Source organism: Oceanicella actignis (genome assembly GCF_008124525.1).
In the GTDB taxonomy this organism is placed as follows: domain Bacteria; phylum Pseudomonadota; class Alphaproteobacteria; order Rhodobacterales; family Rhodobacteraceae; genus Oceanicella; species Oceanicella actignis.
The window spans coordinates 1-16629 of the sequence record NZ_VNHJ01000001.1 but is presented as its reverse complement, the minus strand read 5'-3'; the positions used below and the strand labels follow the sequence as shown (position 1 = coordinate 16629).

Annotated in this window: 13 protein-coding genes and 2 pseudogenes; 3 read left to right on the top strand and 12 right to left on the bottom strand. The window is 68.4% G+C overall.

All coding sequences use genetic code 11. From position 1 onward, the window contains the following. Window positions 1-28: 28 nt before the first annotated feature. Window positions 29-412: a hypothetical protein gene (locus tag LY05_RS00075; RefSeq protein ID WP_148921656.1), complete on the bottom strand. Its 384-nt coding sequence runs from the start codon at window positions 410-412 to the stop codon at window positions 29-31. Continuing rightward, window positions 409-1615, bottom strand: a pseudogene (locus LY05_RS00070) (recombinase family protein); the annotation flags it as partial. The pseudogene LY05_RS00070 and the gene LY05_RS00075, both read right to left, overlap by 4 nt. A 59-nt stretch (window positions 1616-1674) precedes the next feature. Between LY05_RS00070 and LY05_RS00065 the strand changes: the two are divergent. Continuing rightward, a pseudogene (locus LY05_RS00065) lies at window positions 1675-2645 on the top strand (IS5 family transposase). Window positions 2646-2833: 188 nt separating this feature from the next. Here the strand turns inward: LY05_RS00065 and LY05_RS00060 are convergent. From LY05_RS00060 to LY05_RS00020, 9 genes are all read right to left on the bottom strand, one after another. Next, window positions 2834-5479, bottom strand: a complete 2646-nt coding sequence (locus LY05_RS00060) for a nitrate reductase (RefSeq protein WP_148921655.1) — start codon at window positions 5477-5479, stop codon at window positions 2834-2836. 14 nt (window positions 5480-5493) lie between these two features. Continuing rightward, a complete protein-coding gene (locus LY05_RS00055) occupies window positions 5494-6336 on the bottom strand; it encodes a formate/nitrite transporter family protein (RefSeq protein ID WP_148921654.1) in 843 nt (280 codons plus the stop codon). 18 nt (window positions 6337-6354) lie between these two features. After that, window positions 6355-6681 (bottom strand): nitrite reductase small subunit NirD, encoded by a 327-nt coding sequence (gene nirD / locus LY05_RS00050; RefSeq protein ID WP_148921653.1) that lies wholly within the window; start codon window positions 6679-6681, stop codon window positions 6355-6357. Then, the gene (gene nirB, locus LY05_RS00045; protein WP_148921652.1) at window positions 6678-9116 is read right to left on the bottom strand and encodes a nitrite reductase large subunit NirB; all 2439 of its coding nucleotides are present in this window, start codon (window positions 9114-9116) and stop codon (window positions 6678-6680) included. Before nirB ends, nirD begins: the two co-directional genes overlap by 4 nt. Window positions 9117-9121: 5 nt before the next feature. Further along, window positions 9122-10831: an ABC transporter ATP-binding protein gene (locus LY05_RS00040; protein ID WP_148921651.1), complete on the bottom strand. Its 1710-nt coding sequence runs from the start codon at window positions 10829-10831 to the stop codon at window positions 9122-9124. A gap of 10 nt (window positions 10832-10841) precedes the next feature. Then, a complete protein-coding gene (locus LY05_RS00035; protein WP_148921650.1) occupies window positions 10842-11909 on the bottom strand; it encodes an ABC transporter permease in 1068 nt (355 codons plus the stop codon). 57 nt (window positions 11910-11966) lie between these two features. Continuing rightward, window positions 11967-13292, bottom strand: a complete 1326-nt coding sequence (locus LY05_RS00030; RefSeq protein ID WP_249041835.1) for a CmpA/NrtA family ABC transporter substrate-binding protein — start codon at window positions 13290-13292, stop codon at window positions 11967-11969. 271 nt (window positions 13293-13563) lie between these two features. After that, complete coding sequence (locus tag LY05_RS00025; protein ID WP_148921648.1) at window positions 13564-14745, bottom strand: ABC transporter substrate-binding protein; 1182 nt, start codon at window positions 14743-14745, stop codon at window positions 13564-13566. Beyond that, entirely contained in the window at window positions 14742-15326 is a 585-nt protein-coding gene (locus LY05_RS00020; protein WP_148921647.1) for an ANTAR domain-containing response regulator, read from the bottom strand. Before LY05_RS00020 ends, LY05_RS00025 begins: the two co-directional genes overlap by 4 nt. A gap of 297 nt (window positions 15327-15623) precedes the next feature. Between LY05_RS00020 and LY05_RS00015 the strand changes: the two genes are divergently transcribed. Together LY05_RS00015 and LY05_RS00010 are read left to right on the top strand one after the other, a co-directional pair. Next, window positions 15624-15947, top strand: a complete 324-nt coding sequence (locus tag LY05_RS00015; protein ID WP_148921646.1) for a hypothetical protein — start codon at window positions 15624-15626, stop codon at window positions 15945-15947. Window positions 15948-16037: 90 nt separating this feature from the next. Beyond that, on the top strand, window positions 16038-16394 hold the full coding sequence (locus LY05_RS00010; protein WP_148921645.1) for a hypothetical protein: 357 nt from the start codon (window positions 16038-16040) through the stop codon (window positions 16392-16394). On the opposite strand, the gene LY05_RS00005 is transcribed toward LY05_RS00010, so the two are convergent. After that, window positions 16352-16629, bottom strand: a 278-nt coding sequence (locus LY05_RS00005) for a transposase (RefSeq protein WP_148921644.1), incomplete at its 5' end; no start/stop codon positions are given. The two genes, LY05_RS00010 and LY05_RS00005, sit on opposite strands and share 43 nt — an antisense overlap.

The window sequence follows — 16629 nt, the reverse complement described above, 5'->3', positions numbered from 1 at the left end:
GTCAACTAAGATTGGTGCTGTATAAGAATTACAGAGGAACTCGCAAGCGCTGTACCTCCCACTCTACCGGAAACGGCTCCAACAATCGCCCGAGCGTCACCTCCGGCCCCTGCCGGCCATCCAGGATCGCCGCGACGATGTCAGGCGCGAGCAGCGTCAGCCGCAAGACGCGGGTCGTGTAGGAAGGGGCGATGCCCTCGTGCTCGGCGAGTTCGTTGATGGTGTTGAACTCGCCCGATTCCAGCGTGCGCTTCCAGCGGAAGGCGCGCGCCAGTGCCTTGATCAGGGTGTTGTCGGTCCGGCGCTGCACCGGCGCGCCGTCGGGGAGTTGCACTTCCTTCCGCCCGCCGCGTTTGACGACGCGGAACGGGACGTGCAGGGTGATGGTGTCGGGCGTGGCGGCCGGTTTCATGCGGCTTCCTCCCTCCCGCCCGCGAGCATCTTGCGCGCAAGACCGCGCAACCCATCCACCCGCAGCCGGATGTCGAGCCCCTCGGTGCCAATGTCGATCCGCTCAATCAGCAGCGCCACGATCCGCGCCTGCTCGGCCGGGAAGAGTTCGTCCCACAGCGGGTCGAGTTGCTGCAGGGCCGCGCGGGCGTCGGACTCGGTGATGCCACTGTCCTGTGCCTTTGGCGCTTTCCACGTCCCCGCCACGATCTCGGGCTGGCGGAACACGGCGCGGAGCTGGTCCATGACGGCGGTCTCTATATCGCCCGCGGGCACGCGGCCAACCGGGCACGATCCCGCGCCGTGCTTCAGCACGGCCTGGCTGACGTAATACCGGTAGAGCCGGTCGCCCTTGCGCGTGTGGCTGGGCGAGAACGCAGCGCCGTCTGGCCCGAACAGAAGCCCCTTCAGGAGCGCCGGCGTCTCCGCGCGGGTGCGGGCTGCGCGCTTCCGAGGGCTCTCCTGCAGGATGGCGTGGACGCCCTCCCACGTCTCGCGGTCTATGATCGCGTCGTGCTCGCCGGGGTAGCTTTCGCCCTTGTGGACCGCCTCGCCGATGTATGCGCGGTTGTTCAGCATCCGGTAGAGGAACTTCTTGTCGATCCGGTGGCCCTTGGGGGCGCAGACCGCGCTTTTCCACCTCGCGCGCAAGCTCTGTCCCTGATCCGATCTCGAGGAAGCGGGCGAAGATCCAGCGGACATGCTCGGCGCGCTCGTCGTCGATCACCAGTTTGCGGTTCTCCACCCGGTAACCATAGGGCGGCACCCCGCCCATCCACATGCCCTTGCGCCGAGAGGCGGCGACCTTGTCGCGGATGCGTTCGGCGGTCACCTCGCGCTCGAACTGGGCGAAGGAGAGCAGGATGTTCAGCGCCAGCCGGCCCATAGAGGTGGTGGTGTTGAAGGACTGCGTGACGGAGACGAAGGTCACGTCGATCCGGTCGAACACCTCGACCAGCTTGGCGAAGTCGGCGAGCGAGCGGCTGAGGCGGTCGATCTTGTAGACGACGACCACGTCAACCAGCCCGTCCTCGGTGTCGGCAATCAACCGTTGCAGGCCGGGCCGCTCCAGCGTGCCGCCCGAGATGCCGCCGTCGTAATAGCGGTCCGCTACCCGCACCCAGCCCTCGGAGCGCTGGCTGGCGATGTAGGCCTCGCAGGGGCTCTGCTGCACAAATCGCGCGAGGTATTCATCTCGTGAATCCAGCGTGGTAGCTGGGATGCATGAGCAGACCTACACCCAAAACCTACAGGACCAGGAACTGGCCAGCCTATAACGAAGCGCTCAAGCGCCGGGGTTCGCTGACGATCTGGTTCGACCCTGAGATGAGCTGAGATGGCGCGCCGACAGGCAGGCGCGGCCGCCAGCAGATCTACAGCGACGCCGCTATACAGACGTGCCTTTCGATGAAGGTGCTGTTCGGGATGGCGCTCCGGCAGACAACCGGCTTCGTCGAAAGTCTGCTGCGACTGGTTGGCCTCGACTGGACGGCGCCCGACTACAGCACGCTGTCGCGCCGCCAGAAGACGCTGGCCGTCAATATCCCGTATCGCGGTTCCAAGGGGCCGCTCCACCTGCTGATCCCTCTCGGGCATTGCTGCGCAATACCCTGCCGGGCAGCGGACAGCACCGGCATCAAGGTCGAGGGCGAAGGCGAATGGCACGCACGCAAGCATGGCGGTCCCAAACGTCGCGTCTGGCGCAAGATTCACCTCGGGATCGACGAGGAAACGCTGGAGATCCGGGCTGTTGAGATCACGGGGCGCCACATTGGTGATGCACCGGTTTTGCCCGACCTGCTCGGCCAGATCCCGGCGGACCAGGAAATCGGCAGCGTCACGGCAGATGGGCCTACGACACACGCAAATGCCACGATGCCATCGCTGACCGCGACGCCCATCCCGTCATCCCGCCCCGCAAGAACACGAAGCCCGGGACGACGATCACCGCGGGAGCCGTGGCGCGAAACGAGGCCCTGCGCGCGGCGAAATACCTGGGTCGCGCACCCTGGCGACGATGGAGCGGATACCACCGCCGGAGCCGCGTCGCGACAAAGATGCACGGTGTCGAACTGCTGGGCCAGCGGCTCATGGCGCGCGACTTCGACCGACAGGTCGCCGAGCTCCAGGTCCGCATCCCCGTCCTGAACGGCTACACCGCGCCCGGCATACCCGTCACGGAAGCTGTGAGATAAGTCCGTCCGGGGAAATGGGAACCTCGGCGTTCAGCGGATTTGTGCAGCAGAGCCATGGCACCAGGGAATACCCGGCCACGGCATCAAGGCCCGGAACAACCCGCGAGGGCCGCCATCGGCCTCCGGAGGGATCGGTGCAGCTTGCCTCTCGTGCGCTGGCGTGGCCGGCGCGCGGGCGGATCGGGCGGCTATTCGGCTGCGGCGGGGCGGGGAATGCTCAGGCGCTCGGTCAGCGCGGCGATCTCAGCCCGGCAGGAGCCGCAATTCGTGCCCGCGCCGGTCGCTGCCGCAATCTGCGGAACCGAACACAGGCCCCCGTCCAAGATGGCCCGCGCGATCGCGTTCGCCCCCACGCCGAGGCAGGCGCAGACCACCGGTCCATCGTCGGGCGCGTCCGCGGGCGCCATGCCGGTCAGGACATGCGGCGCCTCTTGCCCCATGCAGGCGGCGACGTGATCGCGCATCAGGGCGACGGGCTGTGATGCGACGAAAAGCGCCGCGACCAGGCGTCCGTTTTCCGTCAGCGCCCCGCGCCACGCGCCCCGCGCGCGATCCGCGCTTTCGGCCAGATCGGCGTCGGCAAGCGCGAACAGGCGCCGTGCCTCGGCCGGCCAGTCGGCCACGGGTTCCGTTCCGGCGAGTTCCGCCCGCCAGCCGCCTGCGCTCCGCGCCAACGCCCAGTAGGCGCAATCGGGGCGGAAGGGCCGGGTCGAGACGGCGAAGCCGAACCAGCGCGCGGCAAAGGGCCTGATCGCGACCGGCGTGGCCTTGGATTCGGGCTGGCCTGATACCGGGTCGCACCGCCCCGCGACAAGCGCCGAGACGCGGCCCGTCGGCGCGGTCTGGCCGGTCCAGTGGATCGGGGCGAAGACCTCGCCCCGCCGCTGGCCGTCGTTCAGGCGCACGCGCAGAACCGCGCGGCCCGTCGCGCTGGTCACTTCGGCCAGCCCGGCCGCGGCAAGGCCAAGGCGCTCCGCGTCCTCGGGGTGGATGTCAAGCCAGGGCTCGGCCATGTGGGCCGACAGGCGCGCGCTGCGGCCGGTCCGTGTCATCGTGTGCCAGTGGTCGCGCGCGCGGCCCGTGTTCAGCACGAAGGGCCGCTCCGCGTCCGGCATGTCGGCGGGCGGGCGACTGGTCAGCGCCACCATGCGGGCGCGGCCATCCGCGTGGTGAAAGCGCCCGTCGCCATAGAACCGCCCGCCGCGCTGCGCCGCCGAGATGGGCCAGCGTGTGGGCGCAAGCGCGTCATACTCCGCGTCGCTGATCCCGGCCAGGCCCGAGATGTCGAAATCCAGCCCGAAGCCCCCGGCGATTCCCGACAGCGCGGCGTGTTCGCGGAAGATCTGCGCCGGACGGTCCCAGCCGAAAGCCTCGCGCCAGCCAAGGCGGCGGCCGATATCGGCAAGGATCGCCCAGTCGGCGCGGGCCAGGCGCGGACCGGGCAGGACCGGGCGCTGCCGACTGATCGTGCGGTCGGAATTGGTCACGGCGCCGTCCTTCTCGGCCCAGGCCAGCGCGGGCAGCAGCACGTCGGCGCATTCCGCCGTGTCGGTCTGCGCGGTGATGTCGCTGACCACGACCAGGTCGCAGGCCGTCAGCGCCGCGCGCACGCGGTCGGCGTCGGGCATGGTCGCGGCCGGGTTGGTATGGATGATCCAGATCGCGCGGATGCGGCCCTCGGCCACGGCGTCGAACATCTCGACAGCTTTCAGTCCCGGCCGCTCGGGCAGGAGGCCGGGCGCGTTCCAGAACCGGGCGACGGCCGCGCGATGGGCGGGGTTCTCAAGCGCCATGTGGCAGGCCAGCATGTTGGCAAGGCCGCCGACCTCGCGTCCGCCCATGGCGTTGGGCTGGCCGGTGACCGAAAACGGCCCCATGCCCGGCCGCCCGATCCGTCCGGTCGCCAGGTGGCAGTTGATGATCGCGTTGACCTTGTCGGTGCCCGAGCTGGACTGGTTCACGCCCTGGCTGAAGATCGTCACGACCCGCGTCGTGCCGATCCACATGTCGCAGAAGGCGCGGATCTGCGCCTCGGTCAGGCCGGTATCGGCGCGATCGGCCCGGGCCGCGGCGATGGCGGCCTCGGCCCCCTCGACATGGACCAGAAATTCGGCGTCCGTCGCGCCGCGGTCAGCGCTTTCGGCCAGAAGCCGGTTGAACAGCGCGACATCGGCGCCGGGGCGGATCGGCAGGTGCAGATCCGCGTCCTCGCAGCTTGCCGTGCGGCGCGGATCGATCACGACGATCCGCGTGCCCCGCGCCGCGCGGGCGGCCATCAGCCGGCGATGCAGGATCGGATGGCACCAGGCCAGGTTCGAGCCCACCAGCACGACCAGATCGGCCTCGTCGATGTCTTCATAGGCGCCGGGGACCGTGTCGGCGCCGAAGGCGCGGCGATGGCCGGCCACGGTCGAGGACATGCACAGCCGCGAATTCGTGTCGACATTGGCCGAGCCGATGAAGCCCTTCATCAGCTTGTTGGCGACGTAGTAATCCTCGGTCAGCATCTGGCCCGACAGATAGAAGGCGACCGAGTCCGGCCCGTGGCGTGCGATGATCTCGCCGAGGCGGCGCGCGACGTGATCCAGCGCGCTTTTCCAGTCGGCGGCGCGGCCCCCGACGCGCGGTGTCAGAAGCCGCCCCCCGAGTCCGACCGTCTCGGCCAGGGCGGCGCCCTTGGAACACAGCGCGCCGCGATTGGCCGGGTGATCGGGGTCGCCGCGCACCGTCAGCCCGCCCGCCCCGTCGGGCGCCAGCAGCACCCCGCAGCCGACTCCGCAATAGGGGCAGGTCGAGCGCACGGCCGGGGTCGTGAAGCGCGGATCGGCGGTCATCGGGGCCCCCGCCTTCATTCGGCCGGTTGCGGGGTCGCGGCGGTCCCGCGCCCAGCCGCGCCCTGCCCGCCGCGATAATGCGTGGCGTAGATCATCGCCCCGACAAAGGTGATGCCGCCCACCAGATTGCCCAGAACGGTGGGGATCTCGTTATAAAGGAAATAGTCGGCCCACGTGAATTCGCCCCCCAGCAGGATGCCGGCTGGGAACAGGAACATGTTCACGATGGAGTGTTCGAAGCCCAGGTAGAAGAACACCAGGATCGGCATCCACATCGCCATGATCTTGCCCGAGACCGAGTCCGACATCATCGCCGCGACCACTCCGGTCGAGACCATCCAGTTGCACATCACCGCCCGCACGAACAGCGTCAGCATCCCGCCGAATCCCGCCGCGGCATAGCCCAGCGTGCGCGCCTCGCCGATATGGCCCAGCTTCTGGCCCACGGCGTCGGGTTCCTGCGTGAAGCCCATGGTCAGGATGATCGCCATGAAGACCGCGGTGGTTATGGCGCCGGCGAAATTGCCGATGAAGACCAGCCCCCAGTTGCGCAGAAGTCCGCGCAGCGTCACGCCCGGCCGCCGCGCGATCCAGGCCAGCGGCACCAGCGTGAAGACGCCGGTCAGAAGGTCGTAGCCCAGCAGGTAGAGCATGCAGAAGCCGACCGGGAACAACAGCGCCCCGATCAGGAACTGGCCGGTATTGACGGCGATCGTGACGGCGAAGGCCGCCGCCAGCGCCAGTATGGCGCCCGCCATGTAGGCCCGGATCAGCGTGTCCTTGGTCGACATGTGCACCTTGGCTTCGCCGGCCTCGATCATCTTGCGCGCCAGTTCGGCGGGAGGAACATAGGACATCGGATGTTTCCTTTCGCTTCAGGCCGCCCGGTTCGCCAGGCGGGTCAGGTCGATGAGCACCCGTCCGGCCTCGATCCGGGCGGGGAAAGTGTCGATGCGGGCGTCCTCGTCCACGGCCTGCCCGGTGGTCAGGTCGAAGACCCAGTTGTGCAGCGGACAGGTCACGCGCGTGCCGTGCACGATGCCCTCGTCCAACGGGCCGCCGCGATGGGGGCAAGCGGCCGAGGCGGCGAACACCTCCTGCGCGTCGGTGCGGAACACCGCGACGCAGCCATGGGGCGTGCGCACGCGCCGCGCGCCGCGCAGTGGGATGGCCTCGATCGGGCCGATGTCGATCCAGCTCATTCGGCGGCCTCCAGTCTCAGATCGGCGAGCGGCGCGAAGTCGTCGGCATGACGGCGCACCTGCTCGGCCCAGGGATCCTTGCGATAGACGGATTGCGAGATCTCGAAACGCTCGATGAGGCGGGCGCGCTCGTCGCGGTCCTCGACCACGCGGGCGCGCACCCAGTCGAGCCCGACCCTGGCCAGCCACTTGTAGGGCCGGTCAAGATAGCGGGCGTTCTCGCGATACAGCTGGACGAAGGCGGTGACGATCTCGACGGTCTCGTCCTCGGTCGCGACCTGGGCCAGCGGCTCGGTCGCCTTCACATCCATGCCCGCCGCGCCGCCGACGCCGATCTGGAAGCCCGATTCGACGCAGACGATGCCGACATCCTTGCAGGTCGCCTCGGCGCAGTTGCGCGGACAGCCCGAGACGCCCAGCTTGACCTTGTGCGGCGTCCACGACCCCCACAGCAGCTTTTCCAGCCGCACCCCGAGCCCTGTGGAATCCTGCGTGCCGAAACGGCACCATTCCGAGCCGACGCAGGTCTTCACAGTGCGCAGCCCCTTGGAATAGGCGTGGCCCGAGACCAGCCCGGCCGCGTTCAGATCGGCCCAGACGCGGGGCAGATCCTCGGCCCGCACGCCCAGAAGGTCGATGCGCTGGCCGCCCGTCACCTTGACGGTGGGAATGGCGTATTTCTCGGCCACGTCGGCGATGGCGCGCAGCTCGCGCGGGTTGGTCAGCCCGCCCCACATGCGCGGCACGACGCTGAAAGTGCCGTCCTTCTGAATGTTGGCGTGCCGGCGTTCGTTGACGAAGCGCGACTGCGGGTCGTCGCGGTATTCCAGCGGCCAGTCGGCCAGAAGGTAGTAGTTGATCGCCGGGCGGCAGACATGGCAGCCGTTGCGCGTCTTCCAGCCCAGCTCCTGCCACACGGCTTCCTGGCTCTTGAGCGGGGTGGTCTTGATCAGCCGCCGCACCTCTTCGTGGGTCAGGTCGGTGCAGCCGCAGATCGGCTGGCGGGTCGGCGCCTTGAAATCCTCGCCAAGGCAAAGCTGAAGCATCTGCTCGACCAGCCCGGTGCAGCTGCCGCACGAGGCGCTGGCCTTGGTGCGGGCGCGCAGCGTGCCCAGATCGGTGGCGCCGCCCTCGATCGCGGCCTGGATCGCACCCTTGCACACGCCGTTGCAGCCGCAGATCTCCGCCTCAGGCGGCAAGGCTGCAACGGCTGACAGAGGGTCCTGCGCGCCGCCCCCCTGCGCGGCGGCGGGGCCGAAGATCAGCGTCTCGCGCATCGCCTCGATGGGGGTGCGGTCCCGGATCAGGCCGAAGAACCAGTTGCCGTCGGCGACGTCGCCATACATGACCGCCCCGATCAGCCGGTCATTCTCGATCACCAGCCGCTTGTAGATGCCGCGGCCGGGGTCGCGGAAAACGATGTCCTCGCGCCCCTCGCGCTCGGCGAAGTCGCCCGCGCTGAACAGGTTCACGCCCGTCACCTTCAGCTTGGTCGCGACCTCGCGCACGACGAATCGCGCCTCGCGGCCCAGAAGGGTGTCGGCGGCGACCCGGGCCTGATCGTAGAGCGGCGCCACGAGCCCGAAGAGATGGCCGTCGAACTCGACGCATTCGCCAAGCGCCAGGATGTCGGGATCCGATGTGCGCATCGCCGCGTCCACCTCGATCCCGCGGGCGACCGACAGATGCGCGTCCACGGCCAGCCGGGTCTCGGGGCGGATGCCCACGGCCATCACCACGAGGTCTGCGGGCAGGGTCCGGCCGTCCTCGAGCAGGACGGCCTCGGCCCGGCCCTTGCCGATGATTGCCTTGGTCGCGGCCCGCGTCAGCACGCGGATGCCGCGCGATTCCAGATCCTTCTGCAGCAAGTAGCCGGCGGATTCGTCCAGCTGGCGCTCCATCGGGTGGCCCATCAGATGCACCACCGTCACCTCCATGCCGCGCGCCTTGAGCCCGGCCGCGGCCTCGAGCCCCAGAAGCCCGCCGCCGATCACCACGGCCGCGCCGCCCCGATTTGCCGCCTCGATCATCGCGTTGGTGTCGTCAAGGTCGCGATAGGTGACGACGCCGGGCAGATCGCGTCCCGGCACGGGAATGATGAAGGGGGCCGAACCGGTGGCGATCACCAGCCGGTCATAGGGCGCCTCGCCGCGCTGGCCGATCACCACCTTGCGCGCCCGGTCGATGCGGGTGACATGCTCGCCGAAGCGGCAGGCGATGCCGCGTTCGGCATACCAGGCGTCGTCATGGGTGACGATCTCGGCATAGGTTTTCTCGCCCGACAGCACGGGCGACAGCATGATGCGGTTGTAGTTGCCGCGCGGCTCGGCGTTGAACAGGGTGATGTCAAAGGCTTCGGGCGCGTCTTCGGTCAGATGTTCCAGCATCCGGCCCGAAGCCATGCCGGCGCCGATGACGACAAGTTTCCGTTTCATGGGGGTCACTCCGCTGCCATGGCCGCGCCGCCTGCGCGGTCCGTCTGTTGCGGTTGGCGCCCGTGCTCGAAATCGCGCAGGAAATCGAGCACGGCCTGTCGAAGATCGTAGTAGCCGGCATGTGCCATCACCGTGCGGCGCGAACGCGGGCGGGGCAGGTCGATGTCGAGGATCCGGCCGATCGTGGCGCGCGGGCCGTTGGTCATCATCACGACGCGGTCGGCCAGCAGGATGGCCTCGTCCACGTCATGGGTGACGCAGATGGCGGTGACGCCGGTCGTCTCCCAGACCTCCATCAGCACTTCCTGCAGCTCCCAGCGGGTAAGGCTGTCGAGCATCCCGAAGGGCTCGTCCAGCAGCAGAAGCTTGGGGCTGAGGGCGAAGGCCCGCGCGATGCCGACGCGCTGGCGCATTCCGTTCGACATCTGCGCCGCGGGCCGGTCCATGGCGTCGGCCAGCCCCACGCGTTCCAGGTAGCATTCCACCACCTCCTGGCGTTCGGCCCGGCTGGCGTCGGGATAGACGCGGTCCACGCCCACGGCGACGTTCTCGCGCGCGGTCAGCCAGGGGAACAGCGACGGCGACTGGAACACCACCGCCCGTTCGGGATCGGGGCCGGCGACCTCGCGCCCGTCGAGGATGATCCCCCCGGACGAGATGTCGTTCAGCCCCGCCGCCATGGTCAGCACCGTGGACTTGCCGCAGCCCGAATGGCCGATCAGGCTGACGAATTCGCCCTTCCTCAGCCGCAGATCGAAATTCTCGACCACGGTCAGCGGACCCTGCGGCGTGGCATAGACCTTGTTGACCTGCGAGAATTCCAGGTAGCGGTCGTTGTTGGGGCTGGCCGCGGCGCGCGTCACGGCGGCCGGCAGCGTCGTCTTGGCCGGGGCGGGCCGGCCATGCAGCGGCGCCACCGATGGCAGACGCCGCCCGCTGTCCGCGCCACGCGACAGAGGGTTGCATTCCATCAGATAGCCGGTGATCCGGCCGCGCAGGTCGCGGAATGCGGGGTCGGTATTCATGGCGCCGCGGTCGCGGGGGCGAGGCAGGTCCACGGCAAAGGGCGCGCTCAGCGTTCCGTCGGGCTTGAGCACGATGATCCGGTCGGCCAGCAGGATGGCCTCGTCCACGTCGTTGGTGACCAGGACGCAGGTCTTGGCGTCGGCCGCGCGGATGCTTTCGATCTCGCCCGCAAGGCGGGCGCGGGTCAGCGCGTCCAGCGCCGAGAGCGGCTCGTCCATGAGCAGCATCTCGGGATCCATGGCCAGCGCGCGGGCCAGGTTGACCCGCTGGCGCATGCCGCCCGACAGCTCGGCCGGGCGGCGAGTCGCGGCATGGGTCAGTCCGACGAGGCGGACATACCGTTCGACCCTGGCGGCGCGCTCGTCCCGGGACAGGTCGGGACGCACGGCCTTCACGGCCAGCGCGATGTTTTCCGCGACACTCAGCCATGGCATCAGCGCATAGTTCTGGAAGACGACCGCCCGGTCCGGGCCCGGTCCGGTGACTTCGGCGCCACGGAAGGCGACCCGCCCGGCCGAGGGCCGGTCGAGCCCCGCCATCAGGTTGATCAGCGTCGTCTTGCCGGCGCCGGAAAAGCCAAGGATGACAAGGAATTCGCCCGCCTCGACCTTCAGGTTGACGTCGCGCAGCACCTCGACCCGCGTGGGCCCGCTGCCATGGCCGTGGAATATTCCGTGAAGTTCCAGCATGGCGTTCTCCTCAGCGTGTCTCGGAATGGGTGAACATCGATTGCAGCGCGAACATCACGCGATCGAGCGCGAAGCCGATCAGGCCGATCGTGAGCACCGCCACCATGATGCGCGCAAGGCTCTGCGAGCTGCCGTTCTGGAACTCGTCCCAGACGAACTTGCCCAGGCCCGGGTTCTGGGCGAGCATCTCGGCCGCGATCAGGACCATCCAGCCGACGCCCAGGCTGAGCCGCAGCCCGGTGAAGATCAGCGGCAGCGCCGAGGGCAGGACAAGGCGCGTGATCTTGTCGCGGGTCGTCATCTTCAGCACGCGCGAGACATTCACCAGGTCGCGATCGACCTGCGCCACGCCAAGCGCGGTGTTGATCAGCGTCGGCCACAGCGAGCACAGCGTCACCGTCACCGCCGATACGATGAAGGATTTGGCCACGACCCCGTCATTCGTGGCATAGAGCGCCGAGACGACCATCGTCACGATGGGCAGCCAGGCCAGCGGGCTGACCGGGCGGAAGATCTGGATCAGCGGGCTCATGGCCGCGTTGGCCGTCGGCGACAGGCCGGCAAGGATGCCAAGCGGAACCGCCGCGACGGCGGCAAGCGCGAAGCCGGTGAAGACGGTGACGATCGAGGTCAGGATCTGGTCGTAATAGGTCGGGCGGCCCGTATAGGCGCGGATCTTGACCTTGTCGGCCTTTCCCTCGGCGATCAGGCGGGCGTTGCGTTCCTTTTGACGGGCGAGGAACGCGGCTTCCTTCTCGGCCTCGCGGCGGGCCTCCTCGTGCAAGCCGACCGCCGCCTGCCAGACCTGCGCAGGGCCGGGAATCGCCCCCAGCGAGGTCTGCACGCGCGGCGCGGCGGCCGCCCACAGCGCAAGAAAGGCGATGATGGCCGCCGCCGGGACGCCCAGCTGGCGCCACAGGGCGCGCATCTGGCGGGCGGGATCGTCGCCGGCGCAGGCGCGCAGGATCGGCGTCACCCAGCCCAGTCCAAGCGGGCGCAGCCAGGTGTCGATCCGCGCGATGCGGTCAAGCGTCCGGGCGCGCGCGCCGGCGGCAAAGGTGGGGTCGGAGGTGCTCATGTCTCTGGTATCCCTGGATGTCTGTCTCGGGACGGGCGGGGGCCGTGCCGCGGCGGCTCAGCCCTCGATCCGGCTGCCAGTCACGCGCTGGTCGCCCTTCAGGCCGATCGGAAGGCTGTCGATGTAGGCGTTGGGCCGGCGCGCATCGAAGTGAATGCCGTCGATGATGTCCGCGGCCGGGGTGGGCGGCCGGTAGCCGTCGCCGTCGAAGGGAAAGTCCTCGGGCCGGGCCTTGCCCTCTTCGACCAGCAGGCGCGCGGCCTGCAGGTAGATGTCGGGTCGATAGACCTCGCGCGCGACCTCGTCATACCAGGCGTCGGGCCTGGCCTCGGGGATCTGGCCCCAGCGGCGCATCTGCGTCAGGTACCAGATCGCGTCGGAATAGAACGGATAGGTCGCGTAATGGCGGAAGAAGGTGTTGAAGTCCGGCGCTGGCCGCCGGTCTCCGGATTCGAACTCGAAGAAGCCGGTCATGGAGTTGGCGATGACCTCGGCGTCGGCGCCGACATATTCGGGCCGCGCCAGGATCTCGACCGCCTTCGCGCGGTTGGCGTTGTCGTTCTCGTCCAGCCAGATGGCGGCGCGGATCAGCGCCTTGGTGATGGCCAGCGTGGTGTTCGGGTATTTCTCGACGAATTCGGCGGTCAGGCCGAACACCTTTTCGGGATTGTTGCGCCAGATCTCGTGATCGGTGATCACCGGCACGCCGATGCCCTTGAAGACCGCCTGCTGGTTCCATGGCTCGCCCACGCAATAGCCGTGGATCGTGCCGGCCTCGAGCGTGGCGGGCATCTGCGGCGGGGGCGTCACCGACAGCAGCACATCGGCCCCGATGGTGCCGTTGGCGTCATTCGGGCCATAGAAGCCCGGATTCAGGCCCCCGGCGGCCAGCCAGTAGCGAAGCTCGTAGTTGTGGGTCGACACCGGAAAGACCATGCCCATGCGGAATTCTTCGCCCCGAGCGCGGAACTGTTCGACCACCGGTTTCAGGGCGCTTGCCGGGATCGGGTGGACCGGGCGGCCCTGGTCGTCCAGCGCCAGATGCGGCTTCATCTCTTCCCAGACCGCGTTCGAAACGGTGATGGCGTTGCCGTTCAGGTCCATGGACAGGGGGGTGACGATATGCGCGCGCGTGCCATAGCCGATCGTCGCGGCAAGCGGCTGGCCGGCCAGCATGTGCGCCCCGTCCAGCTCGCCCGAGATCACGCCGTCGAGCAGCACCTTCCAGTTGGCCTGCGCCTCGAGCGTGACGTAAAGCCCCTCGTCCTCGAAGAAGCCCAGCTCATAGGCGATGGCCAGCGGCGCCATGTCGGTCAGCTTGATGAAGCCGAATTTCAGCTCGTCCTTCTCGACATCCAGCGTTTCGGCGCGGGCGCCCGGCATGGCCAGCACCGTCAGTCCAACGGCAAGTCGCAGCGATTTCACGATGTGTTTCATGTCGTCCTTCCCTCGCCCGGCGGGAAAGACGCCGGGCAAAACACCAAAAGGCCGCGTGCCATCCTGCCGGACATGGCAGGGGCGAGCGGCCTTGCTCAGGGTTTTCCCGACTTTGGGAGAAGCGGATCCCGACTGCGCCGTTGCAGTTCGGATTTGAGATCATGCTGCCGCGAATCTTGCCGCAATGCAACAGGAGAATGCCGCGCCGCAACACCCCCTAGGATTCGGGCAGGGCGGGGTCGAAGATGCGTCCATCGAAGAAGCGGTCGGGCAGAAGCGTGATGCCCCCGCGCCGCGAAGCGACGGGCGTGGGATGCGCGATGGCGCCCTCGACCTTTTCCGACGCGCCGGGCAGGTCGATGCCCATGGGGCCCAGATTCTGGCGATACAGGTCGGTCCGGAACACCCGCGCGCCGACATCGCGCGCCTCGGCCCGGTCCAGCCCGTGCAGGATGGCCAGCCGGTCGGCGATGAAGCGCGCCTGGCTGCGCCAGGGAAAGGTTGCCAGCCCCGCGTGAAACTCGACGAATGAGGGGACGTGACGCTGCTGGCCGGTCTGCAGGATCGTCAGCTGGCCCGACAGGGCGCGCTCGATCAGTTCGGCGGGCACGTCGATCAGGGCGCGGCGGGCCATGAGCGCCGCGGCCGCATCGCGGCTGTCGGGCCGGGACAGCCAGCGCCCCGCCGCCCAGATCGCACGCATGAGCGCGCCCGCATTGCGCGACGGGTCCTCGGCTCGGTCGCGGCGCATGGCCAGGACCTTTTCGGGTGCGAAGGCCCAGATGGCGCGGCCCGCCAGGACCAGCGCGCCCACGCCCGATTCGACCGCGACCGATCCCCAGGGCTCGCCGACGCAGAATGCGTCGATCTCGTCATCGGCCAGTGCGCGCCGCATCAGGGGGGGCGGCACGGTGCGGATGTCGAAGGCAATGTCGGCCAGCGCTGTCCCGCGCGCCCACAGGTCCAGCAGGATCCGGTGCATCGAAAAGGGAAAGGGCACACCCATGCGCAGGCGTCCGCCCGGCGCGGCCCGCGCAAGCGCCCGGGCCGTGGCCGGCGCATCGTTCAGATCGAAGGCAAAGCCGTCTGCGCGCAGGCGCTCCTCGATCCGGCGCGACACGCCGATCACGTCGCCATTCACCGACAGAACGGAGACCGCCGCCAGCTCGGCCCGGACCCCGCCAAGGCCGAGCGCCCCGGCCACCGGGATCGGAGACAGGAGATGCGCGGCGTCAACCTGCCCCAGGATCAGCATGTCCCGTGCCGCAGACCATGAGGGCGCGGCCACCAGGTCCAGCTGCAGACCCTCGGCGGCGGCGAAGCCCATCGCCTCGGCCACGATCAGCGGCGCGGCATCGACCAGGGGGACATAGGCTGCGCGCAGGACAACGGGTTTCATGACAACAGCTCCGCCGCCGTGATCAGGGCCTGCGCCACATCGGCAAGGCGGCGGTTCTGGTCCATCGCGGTCTTGCGCAGCAGGGCATAGGCCTCGTCCTCTCCGATGCCGCGGGATTTCATCAACAGGCCCTTTGCGCGGTCGATGATCTTGCGCTCCTCGAGCGCGCGTCGCGTCTGCTCCAGTTCCGCGCGCATCTGGCGCATGACCTGAAAGCGGGCGATGGCGACTTCGAGGATCGGGCGCAGCCGTTCGGGGGCCATGCCATCGACGACATAGGCCGACACGCCGGCCTCGACGGCGGCGCGCGCCAGGGCCGATGCCGCATTCGGCACGAACATCGCAACCGGCCGGTCCAACGGCCCCGAGGCAAGCGTCAGTTCCTCGATCTTGTCGCGGCTGGGGTCGTGGACATCGATCAGCACGACATCAGGATCATGGGCCGCAATCTTGCGCGCCAGTCCGCTGTCGCTGCCGATCACGATGACCTCGCAGTCGTCGGCATCTTTCAGCGCATCAACGATCGCAAGCGCGCGATCGCGGTGACTCTCGACTACGATGACGGTCATGGGGCGGTCCATGGCCCAAGCCTTAACGGAGCGTCCCGAGCAGGCAAGGCAGCGCCGACACACAGGCTGGAGAGAATCTGGAAGTTGCTTTAAAAATAGTCAGATTTCGCAAGAATGCCCAAAACTTGGTCGGATTTGCAGAAGCATGGCGCTGCGACAGCGCAAATTTGTGCCAGGGGCGATGCTCGCCACGCCCGCCGGCGGAACTGTTGCTCCCTTGCCTTGCTGCCATTCGAACACCGTTGCAGGCCCCTCGCCCTTCGGCGATGCTTGTGATTCACCGGCCCTGGCGAAAACGGGAGCGTCTTGATGGCGGATCAGCGCGGGTTCTTCGATCTCGACGACCGGCATGCGGCGCTGTCGAAGGTCGCTGATCCGCTGGAGCGGCTGGCGGCGGTGGTGGCTTTCGAGCTGTTCCGGCCCCAACTCGATGCGGCGCTGAAGCGGTCTGACGGGAGGAAGGGCGGGCGGCCGCCGATGGACGCTGTGTTCGGCCCCTCGCTCGGACCGATGGCGTTCGGGGCCTCACTGTTCAAGGCGCTCGTCCTTCAGGCGCTTTCCAACCTGTCGGACGCACAGGCGGAGTTCCAGATCCTCGACCGGCGCAGCTTTGGAGGGCCTCGGGATCGATGACGGCGACAAAGTTCCTGATGGTGAGCCGCGCGGCGCGCCACGGATTCGAGCGCCGCGGCGAACGCGACCTGTCGCTTTCGCGAGGCTCTGGTGCAGGCGAAGGCGGTCGAGCGGCTGTTCGCGCGATTTGACGCGCATCTGCGCGCGGCGGGGCATCTGGCGATGAGCGGGCAGATCGTCGATGCCTCGATCGTCGCCTCCCCGCGCCAGCGGGTGACTGAGGATGAGCGGGCGATCGTGAAGGGCGGCGGCGCGCCGGAAGACTGGAAGAAGAAGCCCGCGCAGCTTGCCCAGAAGGACCGTGTGACGCGCGCAGGACGCTCAAGCGCGGCCGGCGCAAGCGCCGCCGGGCGGCAGTCTGATGGCCGGAGACTGTCAGATATTTTGTGCTCTGACGTCATTTGTCAGGCCATTGGAAAGCGGTCTTCGAACATGATGGCGAACTGAGATCTGACAGCGTGCCATTCGCGTACGGAACGCTTCCACTCGGTCGATGTAGCATTTAGCGCCAGATAGATCAATTTTGCCGCAGCGTCGTCGCTGGGGAAGTGGCCCCGGGTGCGGACGGCGCGCCGGATCTTCGAGTTCAAGGCCTCGATGGCATTCGTCGTGTAGATCAGCCTGCGGACCTCGGGCGGGTAATCGAGGAACGGGATGACCTCGTTCCAGGCCCGGCGCCAGC

Coding starts and splice junctions, on each gene's coding strand:
- LY05_RS00075 (WP_148921656.1), bottom strand. CDS start 412: ATGAAACCGGCCGCCACGCCCGACACCATCACCCTGCACGTCCCGTTC.
- LY05_RS00060 (WP_148921655.1), bottom strand. CDS start 5,479: ATGACCGCCGATCCGCGCTTCACGACCCCGGCCGTGCGCTCGACCTGC.
- LY05_RS00055 (WP_148921654.1), bottom strand. CDS start 6,336: ATGTCCTATGTTCCTCCCGCCGAACTGGCGCGCAAGATGATCGAGGCC.
- nirD (WP_148921653.1), bottom strand. CDS start 6,681: ATGAGCTGGATCGACATCGGCCCGATCGAGGCCATCCCACTGCGCGGC.
- nirB (WP_148921652.1), bottom strand. CDS start 9,116: ATGAAACGGAAACTTGTCGTCATCGGCGCCGGCATGGCTTCGGGCCGG.
- LY05_RS00040 (WP_148921651.1), bottom strand. CDS start 10,831: ATGCTGGAACTTCACGGAATATTCCACGGCCATGGCAGCGGGCCCACG.
- LY05_RS00035 (WP_148921650.1), bottom strand. CDS start 11,909: ATGAGCACCTCCGACCCCACCTTTGCCGCCGGCGCGCGCGCCCGGACG.
- LY05_RS00030 (WP_249041835.1), bottom strand. CDS start 13,292: ATGCCGGGCGCCCGCGCCGAAACGCTGGATGTCGAGAAGGACGAGCTG.
- LY05_RS00025 (WP_148921648.1), bottom strand. CDS start 14,745: ATGAAACCCGTTGTCCTGCGCGCAGCCTATGTCCCCCTGGTCGATGCC.
- LY05_RS00020 (WP_148921647.1), bottom strand. CDS start 15,326: ATGGACCGCCCCATGACCGTCATCGTAGTCGAGAGTCACCGCGATCGC.
- LY05_RS00015 (WP_148921646.1), top strand. CDS start 15,624: ATGGCGGATCAGCGCGGGTTCTTCGATCTCGACGACCGGCATGCGGCG.